Source organism: Streptomyces sp. NPDC042364, assembly GCF_056437585.1.
Genome location: NZ_JBWKAJ010000012.1, coordinates 20058 through 39230 on the forward strand (window position 1 = coordinate 20058; position 19173 = coordinate 39230).

At 72.4% G+C, this 19173-nt stretch carries 14 protein-coding genes and 1 pseudogene; 5 read left to right on the top strand and 10 right to left on the bottom strand.

Annotated features, from left to right (window positions below):
- Window positions 1–227: 227 nt before the first annotated feature.
- Both AC067N_RS23720 and AC067N_RS23725 read right to left on the bottom strand, forming a co-directional pair.
- Window positions 228–1313, bottom strand: a complete 1086-nt coding sequence (locus AC067N_RS23720; RefSeq protein WP_478680883.1) for a mechanosensitive ion channel family protein — start codon at window positions 1311–1313, stop codon at window positions 228–230.
- Window positions 1314–1630: 317 nt separating this feature from the next.
- Window positions 1631–1822, bottom strand: a complete 192-nt coding sequence (locus tag AC067N_RS23725) for a hypothetical protein (RefSeq protein ID WP_478680884.1) — start codon at window positions 1820–1822, stop codon at window positions 1631–1633.
- 486 nt (window positions 1823–2308) lie between these two features.
- Between AC067N_RS23725 and AC067N_RS23730 the strand changes: the two genes are divergently transcribed.
- Window positions 2309–4186, top strand: coding sequence for an ABC transporter ATP-binding protein (locus tag AC067N_RS23730; protein WP_478681026.1), 1878 nt, complete (start codon window positions 2309–2311; stop codon window positions 4184–4186).
- Window positions 4187–4274: 88 nt separating this feature from the next.
- Here AC067N_RS23730 and AC067N_RS23735 read toward each other — a convergent pair whose 3' ends face one another.
- From AC067N_RS23735 to AC067N_RS23770, 8 genes are all read right to left on the bottom strand, one after another.
- Window positions 4275–5018, bottom strand: a complete 744-nt coding sequence (locus AC067N_RS23735; protein WP_478680885.1) for a metallophosphoesterase family protein — start codon at window positions 5016–5018, stop codon at window positions 4275–4277.
- Window positions 5015–5326, bottom strand: a complete 312-nt coding sequence (locus AC067N_RS23740) for a hypothetical protein (protein WP_478680886.1) — start codon at window positions 5324–5326, stop codon at window positions 5015–5017. Before AC067N_RS23740 ends, AC067N_RS23735 begins: the two co-directional genes overlap by 4 nt.
- Window positions 5310–5957 carry a nucleotidyltransferase family protein gene (locus tag AC067N_RS23745; protein ID WP_478680887.1) on the bottom strand — a complete coding sequence of 216 codons (648 nt, stop codon included), beginning with the start codon at window positions 5955–5957 and terminating at the stop codon, window positions 5310–5312. Before AC067N_RS23745 ends, AC067N_RS23740 begins: the two co-directional genes overlap by 17 nt.
- A gap of 518 nt (window positions 5958–6475) precedes the next feature.
- A complete protein-coding gene (locus tag AC067N_RS23750; protein WP_478680888.1) occupies window positions 6476–7054 on the bottom strand; it encodes a GNAT family N-acetyltransferase in 579 nt (192 codons plus the stop codon).
- Between the two features lie 119 nt (window positions 7055–7173).
- Window positions 7174–8748 carry a hypothetical protein gene (locus AC067N_RS23755; RefSeq protein WP_478680889.1) on the bottom strand — a complete coding sequence of 525 codons (1575 nt, stop codon included), beginning with the start codon at window positions 8746–8748 and terminating at the stop codon, window positions 7174–7176.
- Window positions 8733–10475, bottom strand: a complete 1743-nt coding sequence (locus AC067N_RS23760) for a hypothetical protein (protein WP_478680890.1) — start codon at window positions 10473–10475, stop codon at window positions 8733–8735. Before AC067N_RS23760 ends, AC067N_RS23755 begins: the two co-directional genes overlap by 16 nt.
- Window positions 10472–11047, bottom strand: coding sequence for a hypothetical protein (locus AC067N_RS23765; RefSeq protein WP_478680891.1), 576 nt, complete (start codon window positions 11045–11047; stop codon window positions 10472–10474). The genes AC067N_RS23760 and AC067N_RS23765 overlap by 4 nt, the downstream gene beginning before the upstream one ends.
- Entirely contained in the window at window positions 11044–13710 is a 2667-nt protein-coding gene (locus tag AC067N_RS23770; RefSeq protein WP_478680892.1) for a TIR domain-containing protein, read from the bottom strand. The genes AC067N_RS23765 and AC067N_RS23770 overlap by 4 nt, the downstream gene beginning before the upstream one ends.
- A gap of 192 nt (window positions 13711–13902) precedes the next feature.
- Between AC067N_RS23770 and AC067N_RS23775 the strand changes: the two genes are divergently transcribed.
- From AC067N_RS23775 to AC067N_RS23790, 4 genes and pseudogenes are all read left to right on the top strand, one after another.
- Window positions 13903–14094, top strand: coding sequence for a hypothetical protein (locus AC067N_RS23775; RefSeq protein WP_478680893.1), 192 nt, complete (start codon window positions 13903–13905; stop codon window positions 14092–14094).
- Window positions 14095–14240: 146 nt separating this feature from the next.
- Window positions 14241–15641, top strand: a complete 1401-nt coding sequence (locus AC067N_RS23780; RefSeq protein WP_478680894.1) for a helix-turn-helix domain-containing protein — start codon at window positions 14241–14243, stop codon at window positions 15639–15641.
- 894 nt (window positions 15642–16535) lie between these two features.
- Window positions 16536–17438 (top strand): annotated as a pseudogene (locus AC067N_RS23785) (non-reducing end alpha-L-arabinofuranosidase family hydrolase); the annotation flags it as partial.
- Window positions 17439–17709: 271 nt separating this feature from the next.
- Window positions 17710–19122: a DEAD/DEAH box helicase gene (locus AC067N_RS23790; protein WP_478680895.1), complete on the top strand. Its 1413-nt coding sequence runs from the start codon at window positions 17710–17712 to the stop codon at window positions 19120–19122.
- Window positions 19123–19173 lie beyond the last annotated feature (51 nt).

Here is a 19173-nt window from a genome sequence, read left to right on the forward strand (position 1 = left end):
GCGGGATGGGGCAGGGGGCCGGACGCGGTGGAGTTCGGGGCCGTGGGGTGCGGGGGCGGGTGCGGGCGCGTGGTGGTTTCTCGCGCGGTTCCCCGCGCCCCGGAAAAGCGGCCGGGGGCGCGCCCCGTGCTTCCCAGCCGAAGGGCGGTCCGCGGGCCCGGCCCTTCAGGGGCGCGGACAACCGCGCGGCAGGCCCCCGCGCACCCGCACGTCCCCGGCGGAAATCCCTAGGGCACCTCGACCGAGCCGATCGACGTCTCGCGCTGGTGGGGGATGTCCACGCCGCCGCCCGGCTGCAGGGTGACCGTCCGGCGGGGGGCGGGGATGTGGATGCCCTCGGCCCGGTAGCGCCGGTGCAGGCGTTTGATGAACTCGTGCCTGATCCGGTACTGGTCGCTGAACTCCCCGACCCCGAGGATCACGGTCATGCCGATCCGCGAGTCGCCGAAGGTGTGGAAGCGTACGGCGGGCTCATGGTCCGGCACCGCGCCCTCGACGTCCTTCATGGTCTCGGCGATGACCTCGTTGGTCACCCGCTCCACGTGCTCCAGGTCGCTGTCGTAACCGACTCCCACCTGCACGAGCAGGGTCATGTCCTGCTCCGGCTGGTTGAAGTTGGTCATGTTCGTGCCGGCGAGCTGCCCGTTGGGGATGATCACCAGGTTGTTGGAGAGCGACTTGATCGTGGTCTGCCGCCAGTTGATGTCGACGACATAGCCCTCCTCGCCGCTGCTCAGCCTGATGTAGTCGCCCGGCTGGACCGTCTTGGAGGCCAGGATGTGGATGCCCGCGAAGAGGTTGGCGAGCGTGTCCTGAAGGGCCAGCGCCACCGCGAGACCGCCGACACCGAGGGCGGTGACCAGTGGCGCGACCGGGATGCCCAGGGTCTGCAGGATCACCAGGCAGCCGAGGGCGAGGACCGCGACCCGGGTGATGTTCACGAAGATGGTCACCGAGCCGGCCACGCCGGCCCGCGACTGGGTCACCGTACGGACCAGTCCGGCGATGACCCGGGCGGCGGTGATCGTGGCGACCAGGATCAGCAGCACGGTCAGCGACTGGTTCACATTGTGCTGGACCGTCTTCGTGAGCGGCAGCGCCGCCGCGGCGGCAGCCGCGCCGCCCGCGAACGCGCCCCAGGGCACCAGGGAACGCAGCGCGTCGACGATGACGTCGTCACCGCTCCAGCGTGTCTTCGTCGCGTGTCCGCCGAGCCAGCGCAGCAGAAGGCGCAGCAGGAAGGCGGCCACCAGGCCCGCGGCCAGAATGATTCCGGCCACCAGGCAGTCGTCGAGGGTGAGGGCCCGGTTCATCGGCCGCCTCCCGAGAGGCGCGGGGAGCGGTCGACGGGCCGTATGTCATGTCCCGCGGACCGTATGTGATGTGTCGTCACCTTGCCACCTGCTCGAATCCGGAATGCACGATCACGCTTGCCCGACGTGCGTACGACGTCGGGCGCGACCGCTCATCCTGCCGCACCCGTCCGGCTGATCGGCACCGGACCTGCGCGGATCGGCCATTGACGACCCGTCGGGCGCGGCGGAATGTCTGATACGCGCCACCGTGCGCGACCCGACCCGACCCGCGCCGCTCCCTCAGAGCACCTTCAGCCGCACCAGCGCCACCCGTGTCAACGCTCCCGGCGGCAAGGGCAGCCGGAGCGTGATGACGCGGTACGCCGCGGCCCCACGGCCGTGGCCGCGGCCCCCGGGGAGCCCGCCGCCACCAGGGCGACCACGAGCGCCGCGTCCACGGAACCGAGGCCGCCCGGCGCCGGGACCAGGGCGACCGCGACGGTGGCCGCGAGATACGCGAGCACCATGTGGGGCCCCGGTATCCGCCGGCCCAACGCCGGCCCGACGCCGGCCCGACGCCGGCCCGACGGCGGCCATCAGGGGACCGACCCGTCCGGGAGGAGCCGGCCGAGGCGCAGCGCGCCGGGGAACGCCGGCGGCAGGGCGAGCGGCAGACCCGGCCGGGCGACGGACTCCGCCGGCAGGTACAAGGCGGGTGCCGCCTCGGCGCCGTGACCCAGGTGAGACAGGTCGCGCCGGCCGCCGAGGCCCGCCGGGGCAACCGCGCGGCCCCCGACCGCCCGAAGTCCTCGACGAGCACGGAGCGGTGGCGTACGGCGAGCGCCAGGGCCAGATCGGCGTCACACCGGGGGAGGTTCTCCGCCACCGCCCGACGGCGGGTCGTGGACGCGCGGACGCGCGGTGACCGGTGCGGGACCTCACCGCTCGGGAACGTCCCCGGAAAACCCATTGACCTGAAGAATGGTTGAGGTTCTAGCGTCCTCCTCATGAGTATGGAGATGACCGCCTGGAGCCAGCTGCAGGGCATGTCGAACGCCCGGCAGTCGAGCCGCCCCTTCGCCCGTACGACGCTACGGCGCGTCGGCGCCTTCGCCCGTCCACATCGTCGCCGTATCGCGTGGTTCGTCGCGGTCAGTGTGATGACCGCCGTACTCGCCGTCGCGACACCGGTGCTCGCGGGGAACGTCGTAGACGTGATCGTGTCGGACGGCGACGAGGCGCTCGTCGTCCGCCTTGCCGTGCTCATCGCCCTCATCGCGGTCGCCGAGGCGGCCCTCGGGCTGCTCGGCCGATGGCTGTCGGCGAAGCTCGGCGAGGGACTCATCCTCGATCTGCGGACCGCCGTCTTCGATCATGTGCAGCGCATGCCGGTCGCGTTCTTCACACGTACGCGTACGGGAGCGCTCGTCAGTCGTCTCAACAACGACGTCATCGGCGCCCAACGGGCCTTCAGCAACACCCTGTCCGGAGTGGTCGGCAACCTGGTCACCCTGGTCCTCACCCTCACCGTGATGCTCACCCTGTCCTGGCAGATCACCCTGCTGTCGCTGGTCCTGCTGCCCGTGTTCGTGATCCCCGCCCGCCGGACGGGCGCCCGGATGGCCCGGCTCCAGCGGGAGGCCGCCGACCTCAACGCGGCCATGGGCACCCGGATGACCGAACGCTTCTCCGCACCCGGCGCCACCCTCGTCAAACTCTTCGGACGCCCGGCCGACGAGTCCGCGGAGTTCGCCGAACGGGCCCGCCGGGTGCGGGACATCGGCGTGCGTACGGCGATGGCGCAGTCGGCGTTCATCACCGCGCTCACCCTGGTCTCGGCCCTGGCGCTCGCCCTGGTGTACGGCCTCGGGGGCTGGTTCGCGCTGCGCGGCACCCTCGAAGCGGGCGCGATCGTCTCCCTCGCCCTTCTGCTGACCCGCCTCTACGCCCCGCTGACCGCCCTCGCCGGCGCCCGCGTCGAGATCATGAGCGCCCTCGTCAGTTTCGAGCGGGTCTTCGAGGTACTCGACCTGGAACCGCTGATCGACGAGAAACCGGACGCCCGCGAGGTGCCCGAGGGCCCGGTGTCCGTGGAGTTCGAGGACGTCCGCTTCGGCTACCCGTCCGCCGACAAGGTCTCCCTCGCCTCCCTGGAGGAGGTGGCCGCGCTCGACACCCGGGGCGGCACCGAGGTCCTGCACGGGATCTCCTTCCGCGCCGAACCCGGCCGGACCATCGCCCTCGTCGGCTCCTCCGGCGCCGGCAAGTCGACCGTCGCCCAGCTCCTGCCCCGCCTGTACGACACCGACGCCGGCAGCGTCCGCATCGGCGGCGTCGACGTACGGGACCTGAGCGCCGAGTCGCTGCGCGGCACCGTCGGCATGGTCACCCAGGACGGGCACCTCTTCCACGACACCGTCCGCGCCAACCTGCTGCTCGCCCGTCCCGGAGCCACCGACGACGACCTGTGGGAGGTCCTGCGCCGGGCCCGACTCGACGACCTCGTACGCTCCCTGCCCGACGGCCTCGACACCGTGGTCGGCGAACGCGGCTACCGGCTCTCCGGCGGCGAACGCCAGCGCATGACCATCGCCCGGCTGCTGCTGGCCCGCCAGCGCGTCGTCATCCTCGACGAGGCCACGGCCCACCTCGACAACACCTCCGAGGCCGCCGTCCAGGAGGCCCTCACGGAGGCCCTGGAGGGCCGCACCGCCGTAGTCATCGCCCACCGCCTGTCGACCGTACGCGCCGCCGACCAGATCCTCGTCGTCGAGGCCGGCCGGATCGTGGAGCGCGGCACCCACGAGGAACTCCTCGCGGCGGGCGGCCGGTACGCGCAGCTGTACCGCACACAGTTCGCGAAGGACGGGACGACGGTGGCGGTCGTCTGAGGGCTGTCCCGGGCCGGTCCGCCGCCGGCCCGGGACGGGCGCCGCGCGACGGGCACGGACCCGCCGCCCCCGAGCGCGGAAGCCGGGGCTACGACCCGGCGGCGGTCCCGTCCACCGGCAGCCCGTACACGGCGAAGGCGCGCCGGATGACCGGCTGGGCGACATTGCGCACCCGCACGCCGCCACTGGTGATGCCGTGCTCGGTGCCCAGATGGGCGTGGCCGTGGACGGCGAGGTCGGCGCCCGACTCGTCCATCGCCTCCGCCAGCAGATAGCTGCCGAGGAACGGATAGATCTCCAGCGGCTCGCCGACCAGTGTGTCCGGTACGGGCGAGAAGTGGGTGAGCGCGATGCGCACCGCGCAGCCGTCCGCGGCCAGCCCGTCGAGGGCCCCGCGCAGCCCGTCCGCGAGACCCCGGGTGTGCCGGACGAACGCCTTCATCTCGGGTTCGCCGAACTCGCTGCCGCTGCGCCCGGCGAAGCCGCCGCCGAAGCCCTTCGTCCCGGCGACGCCCACCCGGACCCCGTCGACCTCGACGACGGTTCCCTCGCCCTCCAGCACGTTCACGCCCGCCGCCCGGAGGACGTCCGTGACGTCGTCGGGCCGCTCGGCGTGGTGGTCGTGGTTGCCGAGGACGGCGATCACGGGCACCGGCAGCCCGGCAACCTCGTCGGCGACGACCCGCGCCTCCTCGGGAGTGCCGTGCCGGGTGAGGTCACCGGCCAGCAGCAGGAGGTCGGCCTGCCGGTGGAGGGTCTCGAACGCGGGGCGGAGCAGCCCCCGGCTGTCCGGCCCCAGATGGATGTCCCCGACGGCGGCGACCCGGATCACGACAGGTTCTCCGGGTGGTCGGGCGCGGTCACGTCGGCCAGCGCGATGTCGGCCCGGACCGCGATGCCCGGCAGCTCCTCCGCCGCCAGACGCAGGATCGCCTCGCGGTCGTGGGCCGTGGACGCGGTGCCGGTGATATGGACGGATTCGCCCCGCGACTCGATGCGCATACCGAGTTCGGCCAGATCACCGCCGGCGAGCCGTTCACCCAGGTGGGCGATGCGGTACTCCGTGTTCGGCGCCGAGTGCTCGGGGCCGGTGGCGGCGTCCGGGTCGGCGTCCCTTCCGTCATCAGGTCGTGTCGCCATGGCCGGTCTCCTCCGGCTCGATCACATGGAGGCGTTCCAGCAGGTACAGGAAGGCCGCGGGCATCGGCACGGCTCCGCACTCGCGGCGGACCCGGGCCCAGTCGATCTTCTCCCGCAGGGTCCGGGCGATCGGCAGCGCGGAACCGAAGTCGCAGTAGTGCTCCGAGAACGACATCAGCCGCCCGATGAGCAGATCCGTCGCCGACAGCACCGGCATCCACACCGACTGCACCGACAGCACCTCCGCCCGGTCCAGCAGCTCCCGGCTCACCGGGACCCGTGACGGACGGAAGATCAGGTCGACCTCCTGGCCGTGGCTCCGGGTCTTCAGCAGCCAGTCCTCGGGCGGCTGGACCACCGCCAGGCCGGCCGATTCAAGGGTGACGGTGACGGCGTCGATGTCCTCGGGAAGTACGCAGAAGTCGACGTCGTGCTGAAGGGTCCCGGGGCCGCCGTGGGCGTACACGGCGACGCCGCCCGCCAGCGCGAAGGGGTGCCCGCCCGCCTTGAGCAGCGAAGCGACCTCCTTGGCCGCTCCGAGAATCGCCTGGGTGCGGTCCGGAGGGAGCCCGTCGTCGTTCGGGTCGGCGAAATCCCCCGCCGGCCGGACTCCGCCGTTCCGCGTCTTCACGCGCGGCCTCCTGCCGCTGCGAAGAGTGCGAGGCACCGCTGGAGCACGAACGGGTTCTCCATGCTTTCCACGATAGTGCGGCTCCCGCCGATGGCGAGGCGGACGCCGGGCGGACGGCCGACGGCGAGGGGCGGGCGGCGGGGCCCCGGTCGGGACACCTGGCCGGCGTGCCCATATCCGGGTTGCCTACGGAGCGCCCCGCTCCGAACGGCAGGAGCCCCGGCGCGGTGCCGTGCATCTCCGAGCGGCCTGTCACAGGACGTCGCCGCTGCCGTACAGCCCGTGTGCCGCACCTTGTGGCGGCCGTGCCCGGCGGACGGCCGGGCGAGGAGACATGGACACCGCAGCCGTCTCCGGCCTACCCCCGAGCCTCCCCGGGACGGCCCCCGCTCCGTTTCCGAATCGAGCCCGAGATCGTCGAGGGCGGTGGTCGGGCAAGACCGTGTACGGCATCACCGTGCGCCCCGACGGTCCCACGCCCGCGACACTGCGACCGCCGGTCACCTGAAGAGCGATGCTCAGCGCAACCGGCGGGCCATGAACAGCGCCTGTTCGCCGGCGGACTTCGTGCCGTCGTAGAGCGAGGTGTCCAGTCCGCAGAAGGCGAAGCCCATCCGAAGATAGGCGCGAACGGCGGGAGCGTTGACGTTGCTGACCTCCAGCCATACGTGCCCGGCCCCGCACTCCTCGGCGAATTCGAAGGCGTGGCGCATCAGGGTTCGCCCGATCCCCCTGCCGCGCCAGGCCGGCGCGACCTCGATGTCGTCGATGGTCAGCCGACGGTTCCACGCGTCGAAGGACGCCTCCACGAACCCGCACAACTCGTCCCCGTCGTAGGCGACCACCGTCCGGCGTGGCCGGGAGTCCGCGTCGCCTTCCGCGTCTTCGCCGGCAGGGAAGACCTTGCGGAGGGGAGGGTCGATCGGCGTCTGACGGACCGTGAACCCATCGCCCGTGACGGTCACTTCGAACACCGAGTCCGTCGTGAAGGACCCGTCCAGCCCCGCCAGCGCCTCCTCGTCCTCCGGCCGTGCCGGCCGGTAGACGACAGTGCCCGCCGTGCCGCTCACCGTCGCATCGTCCACTGTCGATTCCATGGCACGACCGTACGCCCGTCCACCCGTGGGTGATCGCGTCGCCGCAGGCGACGGGATGTTCGCCGCCGTCAAAGGAAACGCCGAGAACCGCGATACGCTGCGCGGCCCCGTATCGGCCCTCACCCGACCTTCGGTCCGAAACGGACCTCCTCCCCGGCGAGATGGGCGAGACAGAGGTCGAGGAGACCCCGGTGATCGTCGAGGAAAGCACCGTCCTCCACCAAGGGCGCCCCCGCACCGCGCAGTTCGGCGAGCGCCGCCTTGTGTACCCGGACCCCGGCGTGCGACAACGGCCGCAGCAGCAGGGGCCCGACGGGCACCTCCGGAGTGCGTACCTCGCCGACCAGGAACGGGACCACACGGCCGAAGGACTCGATGCGCAGGAACACATAGTGGAAGCGGGCCTCGGGCCGGTCGAGCCATACGTCGAGATGCTGCCCCAACGGCAGGTCCAGCAGCAACGCCGTCCGGCTCGGCCAGCCTTGGCCCAGCCAGCGGCGCACCCGCTGGTCGCCGAGTACCGACAGGGCCGCCACCGACACGGCACGCGGCGCCGGCCCGGCGATGTCCTCGGGTTCGTCGAGCTCCAGCAGTTCCACCACCATGGCGCCCGAGGGCTCCCGCACCGTACGGCGGGCCACGGTGAGCACCCCCGCCGACGCAAGGGCACGACCGGCCCGCAGGGTGTAGTTGGAGGCGAGGCAAGCGGCCGGACGGTGGGTGAGGAAGAGATGCGGCTGAGCCATGTCGGCGACCATCAAGGCCGGATCCGTGTCGCGGGGGAGCAACCTGGCGCTCAGCGGGGGCGCCACGATGAACGTCTCCCGCTCGATGTTGCCGAGCACGATCCCGGGCGCCTCCGCCGCCCGGCGACGATGGCCGGGTTCGATGCCCACCCGGGCGTCGAGCCGCTTGGCCGCCGCGACCAGCCGGGGCGTCCATGCGAGGTGCCCGTCCTGGTCCAGCACCGGAACCCCCGCGAAGCGCAGCGCCTCGGCCGCGGCGTCGTACATGACCTCGGCCACCCGGTCCCACACCGCCTCGTTGGCCGGCCCGAAGAGGTCCGCCGTGAGAACCGGAGCGGTCATCGCCGCGTGCAGCCCGGCGTTGCCGGGCGTCTCGGCGGCCAGCGCGGACACGGCGCGGGCCCAGTCCGGGGGGCGGCGGCGCAGCAGCGCGAACCGGGAGTCCGGCCGCTCGCGGTCACGGACATCGGCGAGTACGAACCGTTCCAGCCCCCGCTCCAGCACTGACCCGATGATCTCCGTCTGCAGACAGACACGGGCGAGCGCGTGTGCCGCGTGGAACCTGGCGTAGGGACTGCTGACCGTCTCCACCAGTCGCTCCATGGCGTCGTAGTGGTGGCGGTACTCGGGATAGCAGGACACCAGGTCGTCCCGGGTCCACCCGAGCGCGGCGGCCGGCAGCCACGAGGCGAACGACTCGTGCACATTGCGGGCCGCTCGGGTGAGTTCGCCGGCGAGGGTCAGAAAACGGGTGAGTCCGGAGGCGCGGCCCAGTTCGTGGTAGACCCGGGCGACGGCTCCGTAGCTCGTGGAGTCCTGCAACTGCTTGTGGTGCCCCTCATGGGCCGAGGCGAACTGAGCGCTCCGCGGATCGTCACCGGGCTGGCTGATCCACCATCCCTCGTGCCCGAAACCGCCCGACGAGTGGCGCATCAGGCGGCCGCCCACACGCCGACGACGGACTCCTGGCCGACGAGGTGCCCGACCACGACGGGTACCGTGTCGGCCTCGTCCGGACCGAGGACCGCCAGGTCGGAGCGGAGGCGCTCGCCCGACGTGTAGTGAATCCAGGAGGCCAGCGACTGCCCCGCCGCGAAACTGCACGGCAGCAGCAGGAGCGGGTCGTCGGCGGCCCGCACGCACAGCACGTAGGCATCCTCCTGTTCGCCGCGCACCGAGATCAGCGCATAGCCCAGCGGCAGCCCGGAGGCCAGCAGCGGTGGGACGGTCTGGCGGGGCAGGGTGTCGAAGAGTGCCGTGGCCCGGCCCGAGGCGCACAGCTTCGGTAGCCAACGGGCGCTCCACGCCTGGTCGAGGCTGCAGGCGAGCGAGTAGTTGACCACGACGCCCAGGTCGGTGCCGGCGCGCGGGAGGTCCGCCAGCTCGTCCGGATCGTCCAGCACCAGTAGGTCCACGGGCCCTTCGCCTCCCTCGTCGGCCGGGACCAGTACCGCGGTGACGGGTGTGGTGGGAGGGTGGTCGGCGAGATGCCCGGCATCCAGCTCGAACTGCCGGCGAAGACGGCCCAGGGACCGCACGCACACGTAGACGTGGCGGCGGGGGTGCTCGCCCGTGGCCGTGACCGTCTCCCGGCGCCCCGCGACATCCGCCCAGCGACGGATGACGGCCCGCCGGGGTGCCCGCAGGGTGAGGTTCTCCAGTTCGAACAGACTGAGCGCGTCGGTCCGGTACTCGCCGGGAGGCACGAAGATCCGTCCGGCCTCCGGGACCAGCTCGCGCAGCCGGGCCAGCGTCCGGGCCGACTGCGCCATCATGTCCTCGATACCGGGTGTGGCGAAGCCCAGCGCCTCCAGGACGCCGCGGACACTCTCGAAGGTGACCGCCTGGAGCCGGTGCCACACCTCGGCATCGAACGCGTCGGGTTCGCTGCCGTCGGCCGGGGTGCTGCTCAGCCTCCTCCAGTCGGCGGGACCGAGCGCGTCGGCGAGGACTGCCTCCAGCTCCGCCCAGGCGGTGAGGCCGGTCCGGCGAAGTGCGGCGAAGCGTGCGTCGGGGCTGTCGGACTCCCTCAGCACCCGAGCGGTGGCGAACCGCTCCGGACCGTGCTCGGCGAGCAGATCCAGAACGGGTGTCTGCATGCAGACCATCAGCGCGCTGGAGACGGCCACGCAGTGCCAGTACGGACGCGCCACCGGATCCGGGCCCACGCGGTGGGCCAGTTCGTGGTAGCGCTGGTAGTCGGGATAGCGGGCGAGGAGTTCGGCGCTGCTCTTCCCGGAGTTGGAGGTGATCACGAAGACCGAGGCGTGGGTGGCGAACGCCTCGTGCGTCGTGCGGCAGCGGCGCACCAGCTCCTCGACGGCGTGACGGAACGTCGGGTCCCCGGTCTTCCGGTGAGCGACATGGCAGGTGAGCAGCGCGGTACCCCAGGAGCTGGAGGCGTTGAGCGCGGCGTGCTCCGCCTCGTGCTGACTGGTCAGCAGCGCGAGCAGAGGGTCCGTGCCGGTGACGTGCCGTACCTCCCAGCCTCCGGGGGAGTACGCACCGGTCATCGCCTGGCTGTCGGGGCCGGTGAACCCGAGGATGTGGCCGATCTCCCCGCTCGGCATCCGCGCCTCGGATCCGTCCGGGTCCGGCTGCCCGTCCGGGTCCGGCTGCCCGTCCGGCCCCGGGTGTCCGTCCGGGTCTGGGTGCTGTCGCCCATCGGCCGTCATCCGTGTGCCTCCGGTACGGCGGGTCGCCGGACGGTGAGGGTGACGCCCCCGTCCGTGAGACGGGGGGTCCCGGTGGCCGAGGCCAGGAGCTGCTCGGTGAACTCCTCGAAATCCTTGGGGTTCACGGTGTCGGCAAGTTCCGCGGGCAACACGTGGGGGCCGGGGCGCAGGACGACGACGGCGTGCAGGGCGCCCGGCTCGCCGACCACTCGGCAGGCCGACGGATCGGCGACGACTGCCAGGCAGTGAGCGGCCAACTCGACCGAGGTGAACGGCGAGACGGCGCCACACTCCACGACGGCCGAGCCCAGCGCGGCCCGTAGCAGGCCCGCCCGGTTGGCGGGCTCACCGATGTCGACCCAGCTGAGGTCGTCGTGCAGTTCGAGCCAGTCCGCAGGGCGGGTACGGCCGCTCGCCCAGGACAGCCCGCACACTCGGGTGACGGCGTCGATGAACTCCTCCTCCCGGCCGGGCGTCAGAGCGGCACCCACGCGTTCGAGCTCAGCGCGATGCAGGTGCTCCCCGTCCACCCGGGCCGCCGTCTTCAGGACGTCGATCGAGTCGTCGGTCACGGTTTCTCCTTGTCCTTCATGGCGGTCAGTCGCTCCAGCCATCGAGCGACGACGGCCGTCTGCTCGGTGAACCGGCCGGGATGGCGCGCCGCTGCCCGGTCGTACAGTTCGGTGGCCCGCAGTGCGAGCCGTCGCGCCTCCTCGGTGTGCTCCTGCCGGGCCAGGAGTACGGAGAGGTTGTGCGAGGTGCCGGCGAGAGCCGGCTCGTAGGCGTCCGGGCGCCGGGCGGCCAGCACCTCCCGCAGGGCGAGCGCCTCCCGGCAGACACTCACCGCGGCGTCCGTTTCGGGCGTCCGCACGCTCAGGGTGTCCAGACAGTCGGCGAGCAGCGACAGATGGGCCGCCCGGTTCTCGCGCACCAGGCCCCGGGCCAGGGCGACCGCCTCCCGCGCCTGGGCGAGGGCACTGGCGTCGTCACCCCGTCGGGCGGACCGCACGGCCTGGTTGTTCAGCGCGGTGACCAGTCCCGCGATCCGGTCCGTCCCCGGAGCCGGCGGGAGCGACCGGTACAGCCGCACGGCCTTTTCACCCGCGGCGAGTGCCTCGACGGGGTTGCCGGTGTCCATGAGCAACAGCGCGTGCACGGCGTGCGCCTCGGCGAGTTCCTGCTTCAGCCCGGCGTCGTCGGCGGCGAGCCGGGCGAACCCGGCGACCGCTTCCTCCGCCGCGACCCGCGCTTCCTCCAGGCACTCACCCCAGAGGCTGCACCGTTGGGCGAACTGCCGTGAGAGCCGGGCCGCTTCGAGTGGGTCCGGGTCCGGCAGCCGCTGGTGGGCGGTCCGTGCCATGCGGGTGAGCACGGCCGAGGTCTCGGCGAGCACCAGGCTGCGCTGTGGCAGCGAGGCCAGTACGGCGATGAGCGCCGCGGGTTCGGCGTCGTGCAGCGCGACGACGATCTCGGCCAGCAAGGGCCCCGGTTCTTCCACGACGAGTGCCGCGTCGAGCGCCGGCAGGACGAGCCTTGCGGGCTGCCGGGCGAGGACGGCGGCGCACGGGCCACGCAAACGGTCGTCGCGGACGAGCACCCGGCCCAGGACGGTCCACGCTCGCAGCATCTGCGTTTCGGAGAGATCTGGCAGGCAGTCCAGCAGGCCGGGTGAGCGCAGCACCGCCCGGGCGGCCTGGGTCTCCCCGACCTGCCGGGGCCGCAGCGGGTTCAGTGCCGCGGGGCCCGGATACATGGCCTGCGCCCAGGCGATGTACTTCTCCACCGTCGTGTCCGGCACCGATCGGAAGGCGGGAAGCGCGGCCAGGGTGGCGACGGCCTCCCGGTGGTCCGCCGCGCCGAAGAGGGTCGCGGCCGCCGCCGTCTGCTCGAACGGGACGGAATCGTCGGACGGGAGCTCGAACGCCTTGGCCACCTGCCTCCAGTACGCGATCTCAAGGTCCAGCATCCGGCCGAACGCGTCGGTCGCGGTCCTGGGGGTACGGTGCGGAGCGGAGGCCGGCAAGCCTGCGGGCTGCGGCATCGCAGGCGCGGGACCTTCCCCGGGTGGCGCGGCGGCCGGTTTCAGGACCGATTCCAGAGCCGCGCCGTGCAGTTCCAGATAGCTCTCCCGGCCGTCGGGTGCGGCGGGTGGTGACCGGTGTCCGGGTGGCGCGAGCCGCAGCCCGGCGGCGAAGGCCCGCGCAGCGCGGTTGAACTCCTGCTCCCGCCAGGCCGGATCCCCGCTCGGCGTGCTCAGGTGCCACACCTCGACCCGGTGGTGGAGCTCCGCTGCCCAGTCGTCGGCGAGCGGGATCTGGTCGAACCAGTGCCCGTGCGAACGCGCGAGCAGCAGCAGCCGGACCGGCGGCCCGTCCGGGGGCCGCCGAGCCGTCACGGCGAGGGCGGCCGCCAGTTGGTCCTGGCGGGCCTCGGCGGCGTCGAACACCAGCAGCGTGGGATGTCTCAGCTCCCGGATCCGCGCCAGAGCCTCCGGAGAGCTGCGTGTGGCGACGAGCCCGGCGCTCCAACCCCGCCCGCGCAGCCGCTCGCACAGCTTTCTCGCGAGCCGGCTCTTGCCATGGCCCCCGGGCGCGGTGAGCATCAGCACCGGCGGTGCCACCGCCTGCTCGCACCAGGCCGTCAGCTGGTCCAGGTACCGTGCCCCCGGGGGTTCTTGGAAGGGCACCACCTGGTACTCGGGCCGCAGCGCGGCGCTCGGCAGCCCCCAGGGCGGCGCGGTCGGCGCGCTCTCCAGCAGCGCCTCGACTCGTAACTCGGGCACCCATTTCTCGACTTCGGCCACCAGCCGCTCCAGGTCCGTCTCCACCGAGCGATGGTGAAGTCGGACGCCATGCTGGAACGCCAACTGGCCTATGTCAGAGGGGAGTTCTTCTTCCTTCGGGGCGGATGCCCCGGTCGCGTACACCGGGATGACCCGTTTGCCGTGCTCGAAGGCGAGTGCTATCTCCCGCCGGACCCAGTCCTCCTCCTGCCACAGACGTAACCGGCCCTCCTCGTCACGGCACTCGACCCAGCGGGGGCCGATGACGGGGAGTACGACCGTCGAGTCCATGAGGCGGGCGACGATCTGGTCCCGGAAGTCGTTGCCAGGGGTGTTCGAGCGGCTGGCCCGGAACACCCTGTCCGCGCCCAGGCGCTCCTTCAGCGCCAGATCGATCAGGGCGGCGGCGTACGGCTCGTCGGCGTTGCGGTAGCTGACGAACACTCCGGGCACGTGCGTCCTCCCGTCCGGTATCGGGCAGTACGACCCCATCGTGGCAGACCGGACCCGCTTGTGCTGCCTGCCCCGGTGGCTTGCTCGGGGGTTGCCTGTTGCCCATGCGTGAAGGCGCTCGGCAACCCCTTCGTCGCGCGGGGGCGACCGCCGCACGATGAGCTCAACACACCATCGGGAGGTGGGACGTTCATGGACAGGCCCCCGCGCACGAGGAGTTGCCTGGTCGCCGTGACGGCGCTGGCCGCTGATCTGCACGACGTGATCGAGCTCCTGCTGCACGCGACGCGATCGAGTGAGGGAGCCGTGCTGCTCGCCCTGGCCGCCGCCTGGTTCGTCCTCGGTGGCGCCTCGCACGACGACTCGACGCCCAAGCCGTCATGACCGCCGTCGCCGGACGCCAAGGCGCCGACCCTTGTCCGCCTTCCTTCCGTGTGTCACCTTTCCGTTACAGCCCGTGTGCGTTCGAGGCCGCCCGCATCGCGGGACGCCGAGCGAGCGGGGCGTCGCGGGTCGGGGCGGGAGGCGATGTGACGGGCGACGTGAGCAACGGCGCGCTGCCCGGCGCGGAGAGCGCGGAACGCTTCGGGCCGGCGCTGCGGCGCCGCCGTATGGCCGTCGGGGTCTCCCTGGCCGAGCTGGCCGAGCGGGTCCACTACAGCAAGGGCTACCTCAGCCGGGTCGAGACCGGCGCCAGACCGCCCAACGCGGTGCTCGCCCGGCGCTGCGACGCCGCCCTGAACGCGGGCGGCATCCTCGCCTCCCTGGTCCCCGCGGACGACCGCGGCGGGGCGGCGGGCGGGCCGACGCCCGTCGCCGGTGACGGCGGGGCCGAAAGGGCGGCTCAGGACAGCGGGTCCGGTGAGCTCGGTGGCGACGAGATGTGGACGATGGGCATGGGGCAGGACGGGTCGATCTGGTTCCAACCCGCGGACCGACGCCAGGTGGTGGCGATGGGAGCGGCCTCGCTGCTCGCGGCCGGGCTCGGCGGGCCCGCCGGGGCGGACCCGGGGGCGGACGCCGAGGAGACCGTTCATGGTTTCTCCGCGCTCTTCCCGCTCATTCGCGCGCTGGGCCAGCGGGCCAGCCCCGCGACGGTGCTGCCGACGGTGGTCGCCCAGACCCGCACCCTGGAGTCGGTCGCCGCACATGCCTCCGGCCGCGGCCGGACCGAGGGCTATCTGCTCGCCTCCCGTTACGCCGAGTACGCGGGCTGGATGGCGCAGGAGGCGGGCCGCGACGACATGGCGGTGTGGTGGACCAACCGGGCCGTCGCCCTGGCGCGCCGCGGCGGAGACCGCGAACTCGCCGCCTACGCCCTCGTCCGCTTCGCGCTGATCCGGATGTACGCCGGTGACGCCCTGTCCACCGTCGCCCTGGCCGTCCGGGCCCAGGACGCCGCCGATGCCGGGCCGCGGGTGCGGGGTCTGGCGGCGCTGCGGGAGGCGCAGGGTCATGCGCTCGCGGGAGCGCAGTCGGAGTGCCTGCGGGCGCTCGACCGGGCCCGCGGCCTCCTGGCGGAGGCGCCGCGCGGCAACGCGCCGGTGCTGGGCACCACCGGCGGGGGTGATCCGGTCGCGCTGGCCACCGCGGGCTGCCTCCACGACTTGGGCAGGCCCGGCCGGGCTGCGGAACTGCTCGGGCGCGAGCTGTCGGCGATTCCTCTGCGGTCCCGGCGGCTGCGGGTCCGCTGGGCGGCCCGTCAGGCGCTGGCGCTGGCATCCGCGGGGGAGCTCGACCAAGCCTGCGAAGTGCTGCGGGACCTGCTGCCGGAGTTCAGCGCGACGGCCTCCTGGACGGTCCGTACCGACCTGGTGGCGCTGGCCAGACTGCTGGCCCGGCATCAGACCCACCGGGGTGTCAGGGAGATGTTCCCGTTGCTCACCGAGAAGCTGTACGTGCCGTCCGCCCACTCCGCCGGCCGTCGGTGAGTTGCCGAGTTGCCGACGGCCCCGCCCCCGCCCGCGCACCCGCGGACGTCTGATCACCGGCGTGCGCCCGGAGTTCCGCGCCCGCGTGCTCCGCACGCGATGACCGCGCCCCGCGGCGTGCCCTCCTGTGCCCCGGACGAGGCGACCTGACCGGGGGAGTCCGGTCCGCTGCGCGCGACGGTCGGGACGTTCGCCGACGCGGCTCATGTCCGAGCACGCGAGGCGGGGAGGCTCCGCCGCCGCATCGAAATGTTTCGATGGTGGTGGCGAATCTTGCGAGAGGTATTGACGCCGCTCGCCAGCTCCCTATGATCCGAATTGATCGATACTTCGCCCCTTGTTCGATATCACGCACACATCAGGGCTGCCCCACTCCGCGAGTGGAGCGCCTCGGGTCGCACCCGTCGAAACGTCCGAGCCGCAAGGAGTACGTCGCATGTGTGTATGTCATGCCCGCGTCAGCCTGATCGCCGCGCGACGCGAGACCACCGCCGGGCCCGCCCCGTCCCGCCGGGGGACTCCCGGGCGCCTGTCGGTGAGGGGTTCGAAGGGGGAGCCGCGCGGGTGGTGACGGTCGACGGGCCGACCGTGTGTCGCGCGGCGCGACGAAGACCCCGGTCCCCACCGGCACGTCCGAGGCCCCGCGGCGCCGGTAGCCGCGAGGAGTCGGGCGACCCGGTGCCCCGGACCGCAAGGAACCGCACCACATCGACAGTCCGGACAGCCTCGGACGAGGCCGGCCGGAACCGCTCACTCACGAATCAAGAGGTCGTCATGCGCAGAGGAATCTTCAGTCGCAAGCGTCTGTCCGTGGTGCTCGCCGCCACGACCGCGGCCCTGGTCTCGATGGCGGGGTCGCTCGTCGCCAACCCGGCCCAGGCGGCCACCAGTGCGTGCTCCCTCCCGTCGACGTACCGGTGGACGTCGACGGGTCCGCTGGCGCAGCCGGCGAACGGGTGGGCCTCGCTGAAGGACTTCACCAACGTGACGTACAACGGCAGGCACCTGGTCTACGGGTCGAACTACTCGGGATCGGGATGGGGCTCGATGATGTTCAGCCCCTTCGCGAACTGGTCGGACATGGGGTCGACCCCCCAGCGCGGCATGAGCCAGTCGACGGTGGCACCCACGCTGTTCTACTTCGCCCCCAAGAGGGTCTGGGTACTGGCCTACCAGTGGGGCGCGTGGCCCTTCATCTACCGCACGTCGAGCGACCCGACCAACCCCAACGGCTGGTCCGCGCCGCAGCCGCTGTTCACCGGCAGCATCTCCGGCTCCGACACCGGCCCGATCGACCAGACCCTGATCGCCGACGGCCAGAACATGTACCTGTTCTTCGCCGGTGACAACGGCAAGATCTACCGGGCGAGCATGCCGATCGGGAACTTCCCGGGCAACTTCGGATCGTCGTACACGACGATCATGAGTGACACGAAGGCCAACCTGTTCGAGGCGCCCCAGGTCTACAAGCTCCAGGACCAGAACCAGTACCTCATGATCGTCGAGGCGATGGGCGCGAACGGCCGCTACTTCCGCTCGTTCACGGCCAACAGCCTGAACGGCTCGTGGACCCCGCAGGCCGCCAGCGAGAGCAGGCCCTTCGCGGGCAAGGCCAACAGCGGTGCCACCTGGACCAACGACATCAGCCACGGTGACCTGGTCCGCAACAACCCCGACCAGACCATGACCGTCGACCCCTGCAACCTGCAGTTCCTCTACCAGGGCAAGGCCCCCAACGCGGGCGGCCCCTACAACCAACTGCCCTACCGGCCGGGTGTCCTCACCCTGCAGCGCTGACCCGCCCTCTCCACGAGGACGTCGACGCACGGGTGCCTGACCCGGGGTTCTCCCCGGGTCAGGCACCCGTGCGTGCGAGCGGGAGAGGATTCGGGCACGGCTTCGACAGCACGGGAACGACGCCGTGGAGGAGTGCCGCGCCGTGTGTTAACGTGATCCTTTTGCGTGGTCGTCGCGGTGGGCGGTCGTAACGTGTCCGGTTCCGCCGGTGCGCGAGTTGTTTCGATACTGCCGGGCCTTCCTCGGTACGTTCCTCTGCGGAAGGCTGTCCATGAAGCATCCCGACGACTCCGGCACGGCGCACGACGGTTCCGCCCGGCCCGAGGGCACCACCCCGGCGCCGCCCCCGGCCGTCTCCTTCGCCGCGCTGGGGCTACCGGCGGAGGTGGTGCGGACGCTGAGCGGTCTCGGGGTGCGCGAACCCTTTCCGATCCAGGCCGCCACCCTGCCCGATGCCCTCAACGGCCGTGACGTCCTGGGGCGCGGGCGCACCGGATCGGGCAAGACGCTCGCCTTCGGCCTGCCTCTGCTGACGCGTACGGCCGGGCGGCGCGCCCAACCCAAGCAGCCCCTCGCCCTGATCCTCGTGCCCACCCGGGAGTTGGCCCAGCAGGTCACCCAGGCGCTTGCGCCCTACGCCGAGGCGCTGCGGCTGCGGATGGCCACGGTCGTCGGCGGCATCTCGATCGGCCGGCAGATCACCGAGCTGCGCCGGGGAGCCGAGGTGGTCGTCGCCACCCCGGGACGTCTGCACGACCTGATCGAGCGCAACGCCTGCCGCCTGGGACGGGTGAGGATCACCGTCCTGGACGAGGCCGACCAGATGTGCGACCTGGGATTCCTGCCGCAGGTCGTCGACGTCCTCGACCAGGTGCGCCCCGACGGCCAGCGGATGCTGTTCTCGGCCACCCTGGATCGCGACGTCGACCAGCTGGTCCGCCGCTACCTCGACGACCCCGTCGTCCACTCGGTCGACCCGTCCGGCGGCACGGCGTCGACGATGGAGCACCACCTACTGGTCGTCCACGGTCCCGACCGCTACGCCGTCACCACGGAGATCGCCGCCCGCGACGGCCGCGTACTGCTGTTCCTCGACACCAAGCACGCCGTCGACCAGCTCACCCGGCATCTGCGGGCCAGCGGGGTGCACGCCGGGGCCTTGCACAGCGGCAAGTCCCAGCCGCAGCGCACACGGACCCTGGCGGAGTTCAGGAGCGGCCGGCTCACCGTGCTGGTGGCGACCGATGTCGCGGCCCGCGGCCTGCATGTCGACGACCTCGATCTCGTGGTCAACGTCGACCCGCCCACCGACCCCAAGGACTATGTGCACCGTGCGGGCCGCACCGCCCGCGCCGGTGAGTCCGGCAGCGTGGTCACCCTCGTACCGGCGGCCCGGCGCCGCGAGGTGAGCCGAATGATGGCCGGGGCCGGCATCGAGGCAACAGTCACCAAAGTGCGCTCGGGTGAGGCGGAGTTGAGCCGGATCACCGGCGCCAAGCCGCCCTCCGGCACCCCCCTCGACGGCGGGCCCGCCGTCCCCCGGCCCAAGAACACCAACGCCCCCTTCCGCGGCCTCGGCACCGGCAAGGACACCTCGCGCGGGGGCGGCCGGTCCCGGAAGGCCGGCGAGGCCCGCAAGCTGGCCGAGGCCCGCAAGGCAGCCCTCGTGCGTCGCAACGGCTGAGAGACCGGAAACGAGCAGGATGACGGTGGCGGCTTCCGCACCGCACCCGGC

Excerpts from the sequence above, each read along its gene's own strand:
- AC067N_RS23740 (WP_478680886.1), bottom strand. The coding sequence starts at position 5,326 with ATGGCGACACGACCTGATGACGGAAGGGACGCCGACCCGGACGCCGCC.
- AC067N_RS23725 (WP_478680884.1), bottom strand. The coding sequence starts at position 1,822 with ATGGTGCTCGCGTATCTCGCGGCCACCGTCGCGGTCGCCCTGGTCCCG.
- AC067N_RS23730 (WP_478681026.1), top strand. The coding sequence starts at position 2,309 with ATGGAGATGACCGCCTGGAGCCAGCTGCAGGGCATGTCGAACGCCCGG.
- AC067N_RS23750 (WP_478680888.1), bottom strand. The coding sequence starts at position 7,054 with ATGGAATCGACAGTGGACGATGCGACGGTGAGCGGCACGGCGGGCACT.
- AC067N_RS23760 (WP_478680890.1), bottom strand. The coding sequence starts at position 10,475 with ATGACGGCCGATGGGCGACAGCACCCAGACCCGGACGGACACCCGGGG.
- AC067N_RS23775 (WP_478680893.1), top strand. The coding sequence starts at position 13,903 with ATGGACAGGCCCCCGCGCACGAGGAGTTGCCTGGTCGCCGTGACGGCG.
- AC067N_RS23790 (WP_478680895.1), top strand. The coding sequence starts at position 17,710 with ATGAAGCATCCCGACGACTCCGGCACGGCGCACGACGGTTCCGCCCGG.
- AC067N_RS23720 (WP_478680883.1), bottom strand. The coding sequence starts at position 1,313 with ATGAACCGGGCCCTCACCCTCGACGACTGCCTGGTGGCCGGAATCATT.